At 72.2% G+C, this 15,736-nt stretch carries 18 protein-coding genes; 13 read left to right on the top strand and 5 right to left on the bottom strand.

Going from position 1 to position 15,736, the window contains the following annotated elements; translation table 11 throughout:
- Window position 1 precedes the first annotated feature (1 nt).
- Window positions 2-1,237, top strand: coding sequence for a D-alanine--D-alanine ligase (locus ACIQCJ_RS06805; protein WP_391050363.1), 1,236 nt, complete (start codon window positions 2-4; stop codon window positions 1,235-1,237).
- A gap of 57 nt (window positions 1,238-1,294) precedes the next feature.
- Here the strand turns inward: ACIQCJ_RS06805 and ACIQCJ_RS06800 are convergent, their stop codons facing one another.
- Both ACIQCJ_RS06800 and ACIQCJ_RS06795 read right to left on the bottom strand, forming a co-directional pair.
- The gene (locus tag ACIQCJ_RS06800; protein ID WP_355349448.1) at window positions 1,295-1,741 is read right to left on the bottom strand and encodes a DUF3515 domain-containing protein; all 447 of its coding nucleotides are present in this window, start codon (window positions 1,739-1,741) and stop codon (window positions 1,295-1,297) included.
- Window positions 1,742-1,792: 51 nt separating this feature from the next.
- Entirely contained in the window at window positions 1,793-2,026 is a 234-nt protein-coding gene (locus ACIQCJ_RS06795) for an Lrp/AsnC family transcriptional regulator (RefSeq protein ID WP_188284985.1), read from the bottom strand.
- A 179-nt stretch (window positions 2,027-2,205) separates the two neighbouring features.
- Between ACIQCJ_RS06795 and ACIQCJ_RS06790 the strand changes: the two genes are divergently transcribed.
- Both ACIQCJ_RS06790 and thiD read left to right on the top strand, forming a co-directional pair.
- Window positions 2,206-3,171 (top strand): thiamine-phosphate kinase, encoded by a 966-nt coding sequence (locus ACIQCJ_RS06790; protein ID WP_391050361.1) that lies wholly within the window; start codon window positions 2,206-2,208, stop codon window positions 3,169-3,171.
- Window positions 3,172-3,302: 131 nt separating this feature from the next.
- Window positions 3,303-4,091, top strand: coding sequence for a bifunctional hydroxymethylpyrimidine kinase/phosphomethylpyrimidine kinase (gene thiD, locus ACIQCJ_RS06785; protein ID WP_402711267.1), 789 nt, complete (start codon window positions 3,303-3,305; stop codon window positions 4,089-4,091).
- Between the two features lie 120 nt (window positions 4,092-4,211).
- Here the strand turns inward: thiD and rpmB are convergent, their stop codons facing one another.
- Entirely contained in the window at window positions 4,212-4,397 is a 186-nt protein-coding gene (gene rpmB / locus ACIQCJ_RS06780) for a 50S ribosomal protein L28 (RefSeq protein ID WP_028426177.1), read from the bottom strand.
- A gap of 278 nt (window positions 4,398-4,675) precedes the next feature.
- On the opposite strand from rpmB, the gene ACIQCJ_RS06775 reads away from it, so the two are divergent.
- The 9 genes from ACIQCJ_RS06775 to mutM all read left to right on the top strand — a co-directional run bounded on the left by ACIQCJ_RS06775 (window position 4,676) and on the right by mutM (window position 13,774).
- Window positions 4,676-6,325, top strand: a complete 1,650-nt coding sequence (locus tag ACIQCJ_RS06775; protein WP_355349455.1) for a DAK2 domain-containing protein — start codon at window positions 4,676-4,678, stop codon at window positions 6,323-6,325.
- 76 nt (window positions 6,326-6,401) lie between these two features.
- A complete protein-coding gene (gene recG, locus ACIQCJ_RS06770) occupies window positions 6,402-8,633 on the top strand; it encodes an ATP-dependent DNA helicase RecG (protein ID WP_402710906.1) in 2,232 nt (743 codons plus the stop codon).
- A 62-nt stretch (window positions 8,634-8,695) separates the two neighbouring features.
- The gene (gene rsmD, locus ACIQCJ_RS06765) at window positions 8,696-9,274 is read left to right on the top strand and encodes a 16S rRNA (guanine(966)-N(2))-methyltransferase RsmD (RefSeq protein WP_402710905.1); all 579 of its coding nucleotides are present in this window, start codon (window positions 8,696-8,698) and stop codon (window positions 9,272-9,274) included.
- A gap of 70 nt (window positions 9,275-9,344) precedes the next feature.
- Window positions 9,345-9,824, top strand: a complete 480-nt coding sequence (gene coaD / locus ACIQCJ_RS06760) for a pantetheine-phosphate adenylyltransferase (RefSeq protein WP_355349488.1) — start codon at window positions 9,345-9,347, stop codon at window positions 9,822-9,824.
- A 10-nt stretch (window positions 9,825-9,834) separates the two neighbouring features.
- Window positions 9,835-11,013 carry an ATP synthase F0 subunit B gene (locus ACIQCJ_RS06755; protein WP_355349464.1) on the top strand — a complete coding sequence of 393 codons (1,179 nt, stop codon included), beginning with the start codon at window positions 9,835-9,837 and terminating at the stop codon, window positions 11,011-11,013.
- 175 nt (window positions 11,014-11,188) lie between these two features.
- Window positions 11,189-11,797: a YceD family protein gene (locus ACIQCJ_RS06750; protein WP_355349491.1), complete on the top strand. Its 609-nt coding sequence runs from the start codon at window positions 11,189-11,191 to the stop codon at window positions 11,795-11,797.
- Window positions 11,798-11,799: 2 nt separating this feature from the next.
- Window positions 11,800-11,973 (top strand): 50S ribosomal protein L32, encoded by a 174-nt coding sequence (gene rpmF / locus ACIQCJ_RS06745; RefSeq protein ID WP_188281855.1) that lies wholly within the window; start codon window positions 11,800-11,802, stop codon window positions 11,971-11,973.
- A gap of 19 nt (window positions 11,974-11,992) precedes the next feature.
- Entirely contained in the window at window positions 11,993-12,733 is a 741-nt protein-coding gene (rnc, locus tag ACIQCJ_RS06740; RefSeq protein ID WP_188281856.1) for a ribonuclease III, read from the top strand.
- Between the two features lie 174 nt (window positions 12,734-12,907).
- Window positions 12,908-13,774: a bifunctional DNA-formamidopyrimidine glycosylase/DNA-(apurinic or apyrimidinic site) lyase gene (mutM, locus tag ACIQCJ_RS06735; protein ID WP_402710904.1), complete on the top strand. Its 867-nt coding sequence runs from the start codon at window positions 12,908-12,910 to the stop codon at window positions 13,772-13,774.
- Here mutM and ACIQCJ_RS06730 read toward each other — a convergent pair.
- Complete coding sequence (locus ACIQCJ_RS06730) at window positions 13,747-14,172, bottom strand: winged helix-turn-helix transcriptional regulator (RefSeq protein WP_402710903.1); 426 nt, start codon at window positions 14,170-14,172, stop codon at window positions 13,747-13,749. The genes mutM and ACIQCJ_RS06730 overlap by 28 nt on opposite strands.
- Before the next feature lie 199 nt (window positions 14,173-14,371).
- Window positions 14,372-15,256, bottom strand: coding sequence for a CAP domain-containing protein (locus ACIQCJ_RS06725; RefSeq protein ID WP_402710902.1), 885 nt, complete (start codon window positions 15,254-15,256; stop codon window positions 14,372-14,374).
- Between the two features lie 145 nt (window positions 15,257-15,401).
- Between ACIQCJ_RS06725 and ACIQCJ_RS06720 the strand changes: the two genes are divergently transcribed.
- The gene (locus tag ACIQCJ_RS06720; protein WP_355349478.1) at window positions 15,402-15,683 is read left to right on the top strand and encodes an acylphosphatase; all 282 of its coding nucleotides are present in this window, start codon (window positions 15,402-15,404) and stop codon (window positions 15,681-15,683) included.
- Window positions 15,684-15,736: the final 53 nt, after the last annotated feature.

The raw sequence follows: 15,736 nt of genomic DNA, 5'->3' as shown, positions 1-15,736 counted from the left end.
CATGAGCAACCTTGCATCCCACGACAGCTCCCAGAGCCCTGACCGGCGCGAATCCGGCCCGGACCGGCCCGCGGACCCGTACGCGGACCGGCGCGTGGTAGGCCACGCGAGCGAGAACTACCCGCGCAAGCCGCGGGTCGCGGTCGTCTTCGGCGGACGCAGCTCCGAGCACGGCGTCTCGGTGGTCACCGCGGCCAGCGTGCTCAGCGCCATCGACCGCGACAAGTACGACGTCCTGCCCATCGGCATCACCACCGAGGGCCGCTGGGCACTGACCGCGGACGCCCCCGAGCGGATGGCCATCGCCGACCGCCGGATGCCGACCGTCGAACAGGTCACCGACCACGAGGGCGCCGTCATGCTCCCGGTCGACCCGGCCAACCGCGAGGTCGTCTACACCGAAGCGGGCGCCGTCCCCAAGGCGCTCGGCGAGGTCGACGTCGTCTTCCCCATGCTGCACGGCCCGTACGGCGAGGACGGCACCCTCCAGGGCCTGCTCGAACTCTCCGGCGTCCCGTACGTCGGCGCGGGCGTGCTCGCCTCCGCCGTCGGCATGGACAAGGAGTACATGAAGCGCGTCTTCACCTCCTTCGGCCTGGCCGTCGGCCCCTACACCGTCATCCGCCCCCGCGAATGGGAACGCGACAGCGACGCCGTACGCCGCAAGGTCACCGACTTCGCCGCCGAGCACGGCTGGCCGCTGTTCGTGAAGCCCGCCCGCGCCGGATCGTCCTTCGGCATCACCAAGGTCGAAGGCCCGGAAGGGCTCGACGCGGCCATCACCGAGGCCAGGCGGCACGACCCCAAGGTCATCGTCGAGGCGCTGCTGCGCGGACGCGAGATCGAATGCGGCGTCCTGGAGTTCGAGGACGGCCCGCGCGCCTCCGTACCGGCCGAGATCCCGCCGGTCACCAGCCACGCGTTCTACGACTTCGAGGCGAAGTACATCGACTCCGCCGAGGGAATCGTTCCTGCGCCGCTCACCGAGGAGCAGACCGCCGAGGTACGGCGGCTCGCCGTCGAGGCGTTCGAGGCCGCGTCCTGCGAGGGCCTGGTCCGCGCCGACTTCTTCCTGCTGGACAGCGGGGAGTTCGTCATCAACGAGATCAACACGATGCCGGGCTTCACCCCGATCTCGATGTACCCGCGGATGTGGCAGGAGACGGGCGTCGACTACCGGCAACTGGTCGACCTGCTCATCCAGGCGGCGCTGCGCCGCTCGACCGGCCTGCGCTAGCCCGCCGGGGCCGCGCCTGCGCGCGGCCTTCGGACGGACAGCCGAACCCCGAGGGGGTCAGACCCCCTCGGGGATCGTGCGCTTGATCGCGTCCGCGAGATCCGTCAGCGGACTGATGTCATGGGCGAAACGCTTCGGCAGAGCCACCTCGACATACGCCTTGCGCAGCGTCGTCGTCATCAGCACCCCACCGTCGGCTCCCTGCTCCACCGACCAGGAGACGCCGTCCACCTCGGCGCCGTAAGTGGAGGGGTCCGCGTCGGCGGCGGGCCGCGGGACACCGCAGCGCAACACGATCGGCGGATTGCCCCACCCGGCTGTCAGCTCCGATTCCGGCTTGAGATCATGCCGGGAGAGACCGTCGACCTTCGCGGGCAGATCGCCGTACAGCGCGTGACAGTATCCGGCGACACGTGCGTCAGGAACCGGTACGGCGATCGCTTCGTCCGTACCGGACGTGAACGCGTAGACCGCCGCCGCAGAAAGGCACGCGACGGCGGACACGGCGGTCAGTACAACTCGGCGATACAGCATCACCGGTGAGCATAGTGGGGGCTAGATATGGACGACGGGGCAGGTCAACGTTCGAGTGATGCCGTCCGCCTGCTGGACTTTGGCGACCACCATGCGGCCGAGATCATCGACCGTGTCTGCTTGGGCCCTGACGATGACGTCATAAGGACCGGTGACGTCCTCGGCCTGAATGACTCCTTCGATCTTGGAGATCACCTCCGCTACTGCCGAGGCTTTGCCGACCTCGGTCTGGATCAGGATGTACGCCTGTACCACGGAACCTCCAGGGCGGCTTCGAGGATCATGTGGGAAGGGGGACGCCACGTTATCGCGTCGTCGCGCACAGCGGGGAGACCCGCGCGGTACCTGACCCCCGTATTGACGGGTCTCACGCCCGTATTGACGGGAAACACGCAGCAGAACCGGCTCAGGCCGCGACTCGAGGGGACGTTGGGATGAAGGGGACTGTGGGCGAGTTGGGCGAGTTCGGGCTCATCAGGGAGTTGACCTCCCGGCTCACCACCACACCCGCGGTGAAAATCGGACCGGGTGACGACGCGGCCGTGGTCGCCGCGCCCGACCGCCGGGTGGTCGCCACCACGGACGTCCTCATCGAGGGCCGCCACTTCCGCCGCGACTGGTCCACCGCCTACGACGTGGGCCGCAAGGCCGCCGCGCAGAACCTCGCCGACATCGCCGCCATGGGCGCCTTCCCCACCGCCGTGCTGCTCGGCCTCGTCGTCCCCGCCGAACTCCCCGCCACCTGGGCCGTCGAACTGATGGACGGCATCCGCGACGAGTGCCAGGTCGCGGGAGCGGCCGTGGTCGGCGGCGACGTCGTACGCGGCGACACCATCACGGTGGCCGTCACCGCGCTCGGCGACCTCCGCAGCCGCGAGGCCATCACCCGATCGGGTGCCCGCGCGGGCGACATCATCGCCGTCACCGGCTGGCTCGGCTGGTCGGCCGCCGGACTCGCCGTGCTCTCCCGCGGCTTCCGCTCCCCGCGCGCCTTCGTGGAGGCCCACCGCCGCCCGGAACCGCCGTACCACGCGGGCCCCGCGGCGGCCGAACTCGGCGCCACCGCCATGACCGACGTCAGCGACGGCCTGGTCGCCGACCTCGGCCACATCGCCGCCGCCAGCGGCGTCGACATCGATTTGCGCTCCGCCGACATCGACGTACCCGCCCAGATGTCCGACATCGGGCAGGCCGTGGGCGTCGACCCGCTGCACTGGGTGCTCACCGGCGGCGAGGACCACGCGATCGTCGCCGCCTTCCCCCGCGATGTGAAGCTGCCCGCCCGCTGGCGGGTCATCGGCGCCGTCAGCGCCCCCGGGGGCCGCACCCCGCAGGTCACCGTGGACGGCGCGCCCTGGGACAAGGCGGGCGGCTGGGACCACTTCGGGGACGAGGAGTGACCCTCCCGAACCCCGGCCTCCCGAACCCCGGCCTCCCGAACCCCGGCCTCCCGCGCCCCGCCGTCCCAGACCCCGGCCTCCCGAACCCCGGCCTCCCGAACCCCGCGCCTGTGCGGGCCGCCCCCGTCCGGGTGCTCACCGTCGCCGGATCCGACTCCGGCGGCGGCGCGGGCATCCAGGCCGACCTCAAGACGATGCTCGCCCTCGGCGTGCACGGCATGAGCGTGCTCACCGCCGTCACCGCGCAGAATTCGCTGGGCGTGCACGGCGTCTGGGACCTGCCGGAGGCGGCCGTACGCGCCCAGTTCCACGCCGTCGTCGGCGACATCGGGGTGGCGGCGGTCAAGACCGGCATGCTCTCCTCGGCGGCCCTCACCGAGACCGTCGCCGGTCTCCTCGCCGCTCTGGACGGCGGTGTCCCCGTCGTCGTCGACCCGGTCGGGATCTCCAAGCACGGCGACGCGCTGCTCGCCGAGGAAGCCGTCGAGACCGTACGCACCCGGCTGCTGCCGCTCGCCACCGTCGCCACCCCCAACCTGGACGAGGTCACCCAGCTCACCGGTCGTACCGTGCACGACGAGGCCGGCATGCGGGCCGCCGCCGACGCCGTACTCGCCCACGGGCCGCGCTGGGTCCTGGTCAAGGGCGGCCACCTCGCCGACAGCCGCTCGGCCGAGGCCGTCGACCTGCTCACCGACGGCGCCGCCGAGCACTGGTACCGCGCCCCGCGGCTCGACAACCGGCACACCCACGGGACCGGCTGCACTCTGGCCAGCGCGATCGCCTGCCACCTCGCCCTCGGCCGCGACGTGCCGGACGCCGTCGGACGGGCGAAGACGTACGTGACCGGCGCCATCGCGGCGGGCTTCCCGCTCGGCGCCGGGACCGGCCCCGTCGACCACGGCTGGCGCACGCGCTGAGCCGTCACCCGAGCCGCACGGGCACCCGTACAACGCAAGAAAACCGGCCCACCCTGAGGTGGACCGGCATTCGAGTAGCCGCTAAGGCTGCGCTGCTACGACGTGATGTACGACGACGCGTCAGCGCGAGACCTTACCGGCCTTGATGCACGAGGTGCAGACATTGAGGCGCTTCGGCGTCCGCCCGACCACTGCACGCACGCGCTGGATGTTGGGGTTCCAACGACGCGGGGTACGGCGGTGCGAGTGGGAGATGCTGTTGCCGAAGCCCGGCCCCTTGCCGCAGACGTCGCAGTTGGCAGCCACGGGTCACTCCAAAGACTTCAGATGCACTTACGATGAAAAGCCTGAGAGAGCCCCAGGCAACCGGAGCAGCATACAACGACCGCTCCCGTACAACGAAACTACCATGGTCCGCGGGTGCCCAGATCCGGACGCCCGCCCCCGTGACCGGGGTCACCACCAGGCCGTTTCCGCGCGGTCACGGGCGGCCCCGTCGCCGCCCGGCCCGCTCCCGACCGCCCCGAAAGGGCCTAGGCTCACCTGGCAGTTCCCGATATCCCGGTGTTCCGCAGGAGGACCTGTTGCCGCCCTCGCTCGACGCTTCCGCGGTGCTCGCCTGGTGCCGCCTCTCGCTCCAGGCACTGGGCAGGGCCCGCGAGGAGATCGACGCGATCAACGTCTATCCCGTCGCGGACGGGGACACCGGCACCAATCTGTACCTGACGTTCGAGTCCGCCGCCCAGGCCGTGGAAGCGGTCTTCGACGCGCACGCGACGGCCGCCGCCCCCGCGACCCGGCCGACCCTCCCCGACGTGCTCCGCGCCATGTCGCACGGCGCCCTCATCGGCGCCCGCGGCAATTCCGGCACGATCCTCGCCCAGCTCCTGCGCGGTATGAACGAGGCGGTCGCCTCGCCCGCCGACGCCCCTGAACGGATCGGGGCCGCCGAACTGCGGCGGGCCCTGCGGATCGCCGCGGAATCGGCGTACGACGCGGTCGCCCGGCCGGTCGAGGGCACGATGCTCACGGTGGCCGTCGGCGCGGCCGACGCCGCGGAGGCCGCGACGGGCGGCGTCGACGAGGTCGTACGGGCCGCGTACGCCGGAGCGCGCGCCGCGCTGGCCGCCACCCCGGGACAGCTCGGCGTGCTGCGCCGCGCGGGAGTGGTCGACGCGGGCGGCCTCGGCCTGGTCGCCGTGCTCGGCGCGCTGGCCGACGCCGTGACCGGCGACGCCCCGGAACAGCCCCTGGCCGGAACGGACTTCCGCGCCGGGCACACCGTCCCGGTCGAGGACGAGGACCTGTGCCCCGACGACGCGGTCCCCGACGGCCCCGCCTTCGAGGTGATCTTCCTGCTGGAGGCCGCCGACTCCGCCGTCACCCTGCTGCGGGCCCGGCTCGACGCGCTCGGCGACTCCCTCGTCGTCGTCGGCGGCGACGGGCTCTTCCACGTGCACGTCCACGTGGACGACGTCGGCGCCGCCATCGAGGCGGGCATCGAGGCCGGCCGCCCGTACCGCATCCGCGTCACCCACTTCGCCGACCAGACCAGGCCGCGCACCGAACCCGCGCACCGCGCCGTCGTCGCCGTCGTCCGCGGCGACGGCCTGTCGGAACTGTGCGCCCGCGCCGGGGCCACCGTCGTCGCCGTCCGCCCCGGCGAACAGCCCGCCAGCGGCGAGATCGCCGCCGCCATCCGCCGCGCCCACGCCCTTGAGGTCGTCCTGCTGCCCAACGACCGCGACCTGCGGCACGCGGCGGGCGCCGCCGCGGAACAGGCCCGCGCCGACGGCGTCCGGGTCGCCCTCATCCCCACCCGCTCCGCCGTCCAGGGCCTGGCCGCCCTCGCCGTCCACGAGCCCTCCCGGCGCTTCGACGAGGACGTCGTCGCCATGACCTCCGCCGCCGGAGCCACCCGCTACGCCGAACTCGCCGTCGCCGAGCACCGCTCCTGGACCTCGGCCGGCATCTGCCAGGCCGGCGACATCCTCGGCCTCATCGACGGCGACGTCTCCGTCATCGGCACCACGCTCGCCGGTACCGCCACCGCCGTCCTGGACCGCATGCTCGCCGCCGGCGGCGAACTCGTCACCCTCATCCCGGGACCCGACGCCCCCGCCGACCTCACCGCCCACATCGAGTCCCACGTCCGCGAGGCCCACCTGGCGGTGGACACCGTGACCTACGAGGGCGGCCAGGGCACCTGCCCCCTGCTGGTGGGGGTCGAGTAACCCGCCCCTCCCGCGGACCGCCGCGCGGACCTGCCCGAGGGGGATTTGTCGGTGGGGTGCGCCAAGATAGATCCCGATGTCGAACCCCATGGACGATCCGCTGCGGAAAATCGTCGGTGACCGTACCGCGAAGGTGCTCGCCGACCACCTCGGGCTGCACACCGCCGGTGACCTGCTGCATCACTATCCGCGCCGGTACGCCGAGCGCGGGGAGCTGACGCGGCTGGCGGATCTGCCGGTGGACGAGTACGTCACGGTGGTGGCGCAGATCGCGAAGGCGGACAAGCGGACGTACGGCCGCGGGTCCGGGGTGCGGCTCGAAGTCGTGGTGACCGACGGCAGCGGTTCGCTGACCCTGGTGTTCTTCAGCAAGGCGGCGCACGCGCACGCCCACCGGCTGATCCCGGGGCGGCGGGGGATGTTCTCGGGGAAGGTCTCGGTCTTCAACCGGACGCGCCAACTGGCCCACCCGGATTACCAGTTGCTGGACGCGGACGAGGGGGCGGAGAAGGACGCGCTGGACGCGTTCGCGAACCGGCTGATCCCGCTGTATCCGGCGTGCAAGCAGATCACCTCGTGGCGGATCGGGCAGGCGGTGGACACCGCGCTCAACTCGCTGACGGCGATCGGCTGGGAGGGCGTGGGGGAGCCGCTGCCCGCGGCGCTGCGCGAGGCGCGCGGGCTCGCGCCGCTGCCGGAGGCGCTGGAGCGTATCCACCGGCCGCGGACGAAGGCGGACATCGCGGCGGCCAGGGACCGGCTGAAGTGGGACGAGGCGTTCGTGCTCCAGGTGGCGCTGGCCCGCCGCAGGGCGGCGGACTCCGCGCTGCCCGCGGTGCCGCGCCGGCCGGGCCGGGACGGGCTGCTGACGGCGTTCGACGTGAAGCTGCCGTTCACGCTGACCGACGGCCAGCGGAGGGTGTCGGGCGAGATCTTCGAGGACCTTGCGGCCGAGCACCCGATGCACCGGCTGCTCCAGGGCGAGGTCGGCTCGGGCAAGACGATGGTGGCGCTGCGGGCGATGCTCGGGGTGGTGGACGCGGGCGGCCAGGCGGCGATGCTCGCGCCGACCGAGGTGCTGGCCCAGCAGCACCACCGCTCCGTCACCGAGATGATGGGCGAACTGGCCGAGTCCTCGGGCATGCTGGGCGGCTCGGACCTCGGGACGAAGGTCGTGCTGCTGACCGGTTCCATGGGGACGCCCGCGCGGCGGCAGGCGCTGCTCGACCTGGTGACGGGCGAGGCCGGGATCGTGATCGGCACGCACGCGCTGATCGAGGACAAGGTGAAGTTCCACGACCTGGGCCTGGTCGTGGTCGACGAACAGCACCGCTTCGGCGTGGAGCAGCGGGACGCGCTGCGCGCCAAGGCCGCCCAGCCGCCGCACCTGCTGGTGATGACGGCCACCCCGATCCCGCGGACCGTCGCCATGACGGTCTTCGGCGACCTGGAGACGTCCGTACTGGACCAACTGCCCGCCGGGCGCTCGCCGATCGCCACCCATGTCGTACCGGCGGCCGAGAAGCCGCACTTCCTCAGCCGGGCCTGGGAGCGGGTACGGGAGGAGGTCGAGGGCGGCCACCAGGCGTACGTGGTGTGCCCGCGGATCGGCGACGAGGAGGAGGGCAAGGGGAGCGGCAAGGCCAAGGCGGCCAAGAAGGACAAGGAGCCGGGGCCCGACGACGACGAGCGCAGGCCGCCGCTGGCGGTGCTGGACGTCGCCGAGCAGATCGCCCAGGGGGCCCTGCGCGGGCTGCGCGTCGAGGTGCTGCACGGCCGGATGCAGCCGGACGCCAAGGACGACGTGATGCGCCGCTTCACCGCGGGCGAGGTGGACGTCCTGGTCGCCACCACGGTCATCGAGGTCGGGGTGAACGTGCCGAACGCCACCGCCATGGTGATCATGGACGCCGACCGCTTCGGCGTCTCGCAACTCCACCAGCTGCGCGGCCGGGTCGGCCGCGGCTCCGCGCCCGGCCTGTGCCTGCTGGTCTCCGAGGCGCCCGAGGCGACCCCGGCCCGAATGCGCCTGGACGCGGTGGCCGGGACGCTGGACGGCTTCGAACTCTCCGAGATCGACCTCCAGCAGCGCCGCGAGGGCGACGTCCTCGGCCAGGCCCAGTCCGGCAGCCGCTCCTCGCTGCGGGTGCTCACCGTCATGGACGACCGCGACGTCATCGAGGCCGCCCGCGAGGAGGCCACCGCGGTCGTGACCGCCGATCCCGAACTCACCGCGCACCCCGATCTCCGCAGCGCCCTGGACAGCCTGCTGGACGCGGACCGCGAGGAGTATCTGGAAAAGGGGTAGCCGGGCCGGGGCCCGTATCGTGGGGCGCGTCGGACCAGGTCCCCGCACCGGAAGTGAGTTCCATGACCCGCGTGATCGCCGGCGCCGCCGGGGGGCGGCGCCTCGCCGTACCGCCGGGCGACGGCACCAGGCCGACGTCCGACCGCGCCAAGGAGGGGCTGTTCTCCACCCTTCAGTCGCTGCGCGGCACGCTGGAGGGGGCCAGGGTGCTCGACCTCTACGCGGGCTCCGGCGCGGTCGGCCTCGAAGCGCTCTCGCGCGGCGCCGAACACGTCCTGCTGGCCGAGGCCGAGCCGCGGGCGGCTCGGGTGATCAGGGAGAACGTGGCGGCGCTGAAACTGCCCGGCGCCGAGGTGCGCTCGGGACGCGCGGAGAAGATCGTCGCGGGACCGGCGCCGCGGCCGTACGACGTGGTCTTCCTCGACCCGCCGTACGACGTCGAGGACGGCGAACTGCGGGAGATCCTGCTCACACTCCTGGCCAATGACTGGCTGACGGAGGAAGCGCTGGCCACCGTGGAGCGCAGGACCCGGGGCGGCGAATTCGGCTGGCCCCCGGGTTTCACGGGCCTGCGGTCCCGGCGGTACGGCGAAGCGACGCTTTGGTACGGTCGCGCCGCCCGGGTCACCGCCGGGTCATGAGCCCGCGGAGTCGACATGAACCCGCACCATGAGCCGTAGCACCCGCCGTACGGAGAGCGAGGAACCACTCTTGCGCCGCGCCGTCTGTCCGGGGTCCTTCGACCCCATCACCAACGGACACCTCGACATCATCGCCCGCGCCTCACGGCTGTACGACACCGTGTACGTCGCCGTGATGATCAACCAGTCCAAGCAGGGCCTGTTCACCATCGAGGAGCGCATCGCGCTGATCGAGGAGGTCACGGGCGACCTGGGCAACGTCAAGGTCGAGTCGTTCCACGGCCTGCTGGTGGACTTCTGCAAGCAGCGCGAGATCCCGGCCATCGTGAAGGGCCTGCGCGCGGTCAGCGACTTCGACTACGAGTTGCAGATGGCCCAGATGAACATCGGCCTCACCGGTGTCGAGACCCTCTTCGTCCCCACCAACCCCGCCTACAGCTTCCTGTCCTCGAGTCTGGTCAAGGAAGTCGCCCAATGGGGCGGCGACATCTCCCACTTGGTGCCGTCCGTCGTCCTCGACGCGCTCAAGCCCAAACTCCGACAGCGCTAGGCTCTCCCCCGTGGACGTCCAGAAGAAGCTCGATGAGATCGCGGCCACCGTGGCTAACGCCCGGTCGATGCCGATGTCGGCCTCCTGCGTGGTGAACCGTGCCGAGCTGCTCGCCATGCTCGACGAGGTCGCCGCCGCGCTTCCCGACTCCCTCTCCCAGGCGCAGGCACTGCTCGGCGACCGGGAGACGATGGTCGGGGAGGCCCGAGCCGAAGCCCAGCGGATCATCGAATCGGCCCACGCCGAACGCGGATCGCTGGTCTCCGACACCCAGGTGGCCCGCCAGTCGCAGGACGAGGCGGAGCGGATCGTCGCCGAGGCGCGCCGCGAGGCCGCCGAGATCCGCGCCGAGGCCGACGACTACGTCGACAGCAAGCTCGCCAACTTCGAAGTGGTCCTCACCAAGACCATCGGCTCGGTCGACCGCGGCCGGGAGAAGCTGCTCGGCCACGACCCCAACGGCTACGACCAGGGTTACGACCAGGCCGAGGAGGACGCGGACGCCCCCGAGCGCAGCGCCGACCCGGAGACCCTGCGCCGCCGCGCCGACGAGTACGTGGACGCCAAGCTGGGCGCCTTCGAGGCCGTCCTGAGCAAGACCCTGGAGGCCGTCGGCCGCGGGCGCCTGAAGCTCACCGGCCACAATCCGATCGACGACCTCGCCGCGCAGATGGCCGCGCAGGACGCCGCGGACGGCGACGGCGAGCACGGCGGGCAGCGGCAGAGCGACGCCGACTACATGGCGGGCCTGGCCGCGCCCACCGCCCCCGAGCAGGCCGACCTGGCGCAGTACGGCTACGACCCGGCCCCGCAGCAGGCCGCCGCCGCGGCGGCTCCCGGCTACGGCTATTCGCAGCAGGACACCGCGTACCAGCAGGGCGGCTACCAGGGCGACAGCGGCTACCGGCCCGAGTACCAGCAGGCCGCCGCCGACTCCGGCGCCTACGTCGACTACGGCACCCAGGCCCAGGACCCGTACGGCCAGCAGCAGCCCGCGTACCAGCAGGACCCGGCGGCCGGCTACGGCTACGAGCAGCAGCAGTACGACCAGCAGATCCCGTACCAGCAGCAGGGCTATCCGCAGCAGCAGCCGCAGGGGCAGCAGCCCGCGGCGCTGGACGAGACCAGCTTCTTCGACACCGGACTGATCGACCTCAACCGGCTGAGAGAGCTGGAGCAGGGCCGCTGAGGACGCCCGCGGGAGCCTGCCGGCGGCCCCGGACAGGCTCCGTTTGGGTGCGGGCGGGGTGGTCCAGTATCCTGTCACTTCCAGCCGTGTGAATTCCCGGCGCTTTGGCCTGCCCGCCCGCAAGGGTCGCCCGCGAGGGCCGCGGGGCAGGCCGTACCGATGAAAGCAGGAAGCCCTGAACACCCGCCTCGACCACCGCAACCCACTCGTGTTCGACACACACGAGCTGGGTCGGCGTCCTGGTGCGATGAGGAAGGTCTCCCGCTCGGTGCCGGCCCCCAAGGACCTCGGCCTCGTCGATGTCATCGGGGTGCCGGAGGGCGCCACGGTCGAGCTGGAGCTCCGCCTGGAGTCGGTCATGGAGGGTGTGCTGGTCACCGGCACCGCCCATGCGCCGGTCACGGGGGAGTGCGTAAGGTGTCTGGAGCCCGTCGAGCGTGAGCTGGACGCGGAATTCCAGGAGATGTTCTCCTACCCCGACGCCGACACCAGGACCGCCCGCAAGGACGAAGCCGGTGACGACGCCGAGGACGAGGACGCGCTGGAACTCGAGGACGATCTCTTCGACCTCGAACCCGTACTGCGCGACGCGGTGGTGCTCGCACTGCCGTTGCAGCCGGTGTGCCGGGAGGACTGCGAAGGGCTGTGCTCCGAATGCGGAGTTCGCCTCGCGGACGACCCGGACCACCACCACGAGGTCACCGACATCCGGTGGGCGGCCTTGAAGGATCTCAACCAGAGTTTCGGTACCGACCATGGTGCCGACGAGAACCAGGAGAAGTAGCCGTGGCTGTTCCGAAGCGGAAGATGTCGCGCAGCAACACGCGCCACCGCCGTTCGCAGTGGAAGGCTGCGCCCGTGAGCCTGGTGGCGTGCGAGCGCTGCCACGAGCCGAAGCTCCAGCACATCGCGTGCCCGAGCTGCGGCACGTACAACCGCCGTCAGGTCATCGACGTCTGATCGGCAGGTGACAGGCTCCATGTCAGACGCCTCAGCGCCACAGTCGGCCACGGCGGACAAAGCCTCGTCCCCCACGCTTCTGGAAGGGCGGCTCGGGTACACCCTCGAGCCCGCCCTTCTGGTGCGTGCGCTGACCCACCGCTCGTACGCGTACGAGAACGGCGGGCTGCCCACCAACGAGCGGCTGGAGTTCCTCGGGGACTCCGTGCTCGGCCTGGTGGTCACCGACACCCTCTACCGCACCCACCCCGACCTGCCCGAGGGCCAACTGGCCAAGCTGCGGGCCGCGGTGGTCAACTCGCGTGCCCTGGCGGGCGTGAGCCGCGGGCTCGACCTCGGCGCGTTCATCCGCCTGGGCCGGGGCGAAGAGGGCACCGGCGGCCGGGACAAGGCATCCATCCTCGCGGACACCCTGGAAGCCGTCATCGGCGCGGTCTATCTCGACCAGGGGCTCGAAGCGGCCTCCGAGCTGGTGCACCGGCTCTTCGACCCGCTCATCGAGCAGTCCTCCAACCTCGGTGCGGGACTGGACTGGAAGACCAGCCTCCAGGAACTCACCGCAGCCGAAGGGCTCGGCGTTCCCGAGTACGTGGTCACCGAATCAGGACCCGACCACGAGAAGACCTTCACGGCTGCCGCCCGCGTCAGTGGCGTCGAGTACGGCACCGGCACCGGCCGCAGCAAGAAGGAAGCCGAGCAGCAGGCGGCGGAGTCCGCCTGGCGCTCCATCCGCGAAGCCGCCGCCTCAGCGGCGAGCTGAGCCCCGAAGGGGCGCGGGAACCGCGCGATCGGCCGCGACGCGGCCGCAGGTCACCACCGGCCCCGGCGGGGCGGGCCGGTCGTCTCCCGACCACCGGCCGTGGGGGGCCTGTCGCGCGGTTCCCCGCGCCCATGGCTGGGGCACACGCACCCGCGTGGACCATGAGGGGATGTCATGCCGGAGCTGCCGGAGGTGGAGGTCGTCCGGCGCGGACTCTCGCGCTGGGTCTCGGGCCGCACCGTCGAGACGGCCACCGTTTTCCATCCGCGGGCCGTACGGCGGCACGTGGCCGGGCCCGAGGACTTCGCGGCGCGGCTCAAGGGCGCGGCGATGGGCGAGGCGCACCGCAGGGGCAAGTATCTGTGGCTGCCGGTCACCGAGGACCTGTCGCTCATGGCCCACCTGGGGATGAGCGGTCAGCTCCTGGTGCAGCCGGAAACCGCGGCGGCCGAGACCCACCTGCGGATCCGTATCCGATTCCAGGACACCCTCGGCACCGAACTGCGCTTCGTCGACCAGCGCACCTTCGGCGGGCTGTCCCTGCACGAGGCGGTGCCGGGCGCGGCGGACGGCCTCCCGGCGGTCCTGGCGCACATCGCGCGCGACCCGCTGGACGACGCCTTCGACGAGGACGCCTTCCACACGGCGCTGCGCCGCAAGCGCACCACGATCAAGCGGGCGCTGCTCGACCAGTCGCTGATCAGCGGGGTCGGCAACATCTACGCCGACGAGGCGCTGTGGCGCACGCGGCTGCACTACGAGCGGCCGACGGCGTCGATGACCAGGCCGCGTACGGCGGAGCTGGTCACGCACATCCGCGAGGTGATGGGCGACGCGCTCGCCGCGGGCGGCACCAGCTTCGACAGCCTGTACGTCAATGTGAACGGTGAATCGGGCTACTTCGACCGGTCGCTGGACGCGTACGGCCGTGAGGACGAGCCGTGCCGCCGCTGCGGCACACCGATCAGGCGCCGGCCGTGGATGAACAGGTCGAGCTACTTCTGCCCGCGCTGTCAGCCGGTGCCGCGCTCCGCGTCGTAGCGTTCGCGCGCGGCCAGTACCTCCGGCATCCGGCCCTCGACCAGCGCGATCAGTGACAGCAGGCGCGCGGCGGTGTCCCGGCCGAGCGGGGTGAGCCGGTATTCGACGTGCGGCGGATTCGTCGGCCGAGCGTCCCTGACGACCAGGCCGTCGCGCTCCAGCGCGTGCAGCGTCTGCGACAGCATCTTCTCGCTGACCCCGTCCACGCGGCGGCGCAGCGCGTTGAACCGCAGCGTGTCCTCGTAGAGCGCGCCCAGCGTCAGGCCGCCCCACCGCCCGGTGACGTGCTCCAGCGTCCCGCGCGACGGGCAGGAGCGCGCGAAGACGTCGAAGGCGAGCCTGCCGTCGTCCTTCACGGTGGCCCCGGCGCACTCCGCCGTCCGGTCGCTGTCTGCCATACGCCCAGCGTACCCCCGCACAGCGCTCACCTCAGGGGTGCGCGATCCCCCGGTTAGCGCCCTGGCCAGGGCGGCTCCGGCTCCCACGGCTCCCACGGCTCCACAGGCCGCGACGGCTCCAGCGGCTCTCACGGCTCCACAGGCCGCGACGGCTCCAGCGGCTCTCACGGCTCCACAGGCCGCGACGGCTCCAGCGGCCTCAGAAGCCGAAGTCCTGGGTCCACCAGGGGCCGCCGCTGCCGTAGTGGATGCCGACGCCGAGGGTTTTGTAGTCGCAGTTGAGGATGTTGGCGCGGTGGCCGGGGCTGTTCATCCAGGCGTCCATGACGGCCTGGGCGGTGGCCTGGCCGCGGGCGATGTTCTCGCCACCGAGGTTGGTGATGCCCAGGGCCTTGGCGCGGTCCCACGGGGTCTTGCCGTCGGGGTCGGTGTGGTCGAAGAAGCCGCGGGCGGCCATGTCCTCGCTGAACGCCTGCGCGAGGCCGTCGAGGGAGGAACTGGCGGTGAGCGGCGAGCAGCCCGCGCTCGCCCGCTGGGTGTTGACCAGGGAGAGGATCGCCGCGCGGGCCGCCGTGATGGCGTCGGCGGAGGCCGGGGCGGCGGTCGTGGGCGGCTGGGTGCGGGCCGCGGTGGTGGTCGGCACCGGGGTGGTGGGCGCGGCCGTCGTACGGGTCGGCGTGGGGGCGGCGGCCGGGCTGGTGGCCGTACGGGACGGCGTCGCCGTGTTCGACCGCATCGTGCCCGGCTTCGACGGCGTACCGGAGGACGGGGTGCCGGGGGAGCCGGTGGTCTGCCCGGGGGTCGGCACCGTGCTGTCGCCCAGCGGCGAGGGCATGTCGCTGCCGTCGCGCGACGGGTCCGCCGGGCCGTCGGCCTGCGTGTGGCCCGCGTCGCCCTGGCGGTAGTCGAGACCGGCGGTGAGGCCGCTGAGCATCCCGGAGGACGCGGCGACCGCGCCCACGGCCATCGCGGCCGACGTGGCGAGCAGTCCGGTACGGACCGGGTGGTGCTTACGGCGCCCGCGGTGCGAGCGGGGTCCCGTCTCCGGCGCTGCCGGTTGCGCATGACGGCTGTGACGGCCCATCCTTCGCGCTCCTCTGGTCGGCTCGGTTCTGGCGGCCCGATTCGGCGGATTAACCCGAACGGGTGACCCCGTTGTCGGGTGACTGTAGCGAATGACGCCGCCCGCCGATGTGCTGCTGATCCAACTGGCGGGATAGCGTGCGGACATGAACGAAGATGTCCGGCTCACCGCGTGGGTGCGCGGCCGCGTCCAGGGCGTCGGCTTCCGGTGGTGGACCCGGGCCACCGCCCTGGAACTGGGCGGCCTCGTCGGCTACGCGGGCAATCTGGGCGACGGCCGGGTCCAGGTCGTGGCCGAGGGCACGCGCGAACAGTGCGAGCGGCTGCTGGAGTGGCTGCGCCGCGGGGACACGCCCGGACGGGTCGACGGAGTGACCGAGATCTGGGGCCGGCCGCGGGGCGGATACGAAGGTTTCGAGATCCGCTGAGCAATTTGGTTGCCATACGACGATCGCCGTGTCAGGCTGCCCCCATCGAGCAT

The sequence above is a fragment of the Streptomyces sp. NPDC093221 genome, assembly GCF_044753885.1.
GTDB lineage: Bacteria > Actinomycetota > Actinomycetes > Streptomycetales > Streptomycetaceae > Actinacidiphila.
This window is presented reverse-complemented; position numbering and strand designations above follow the sequence as displayed.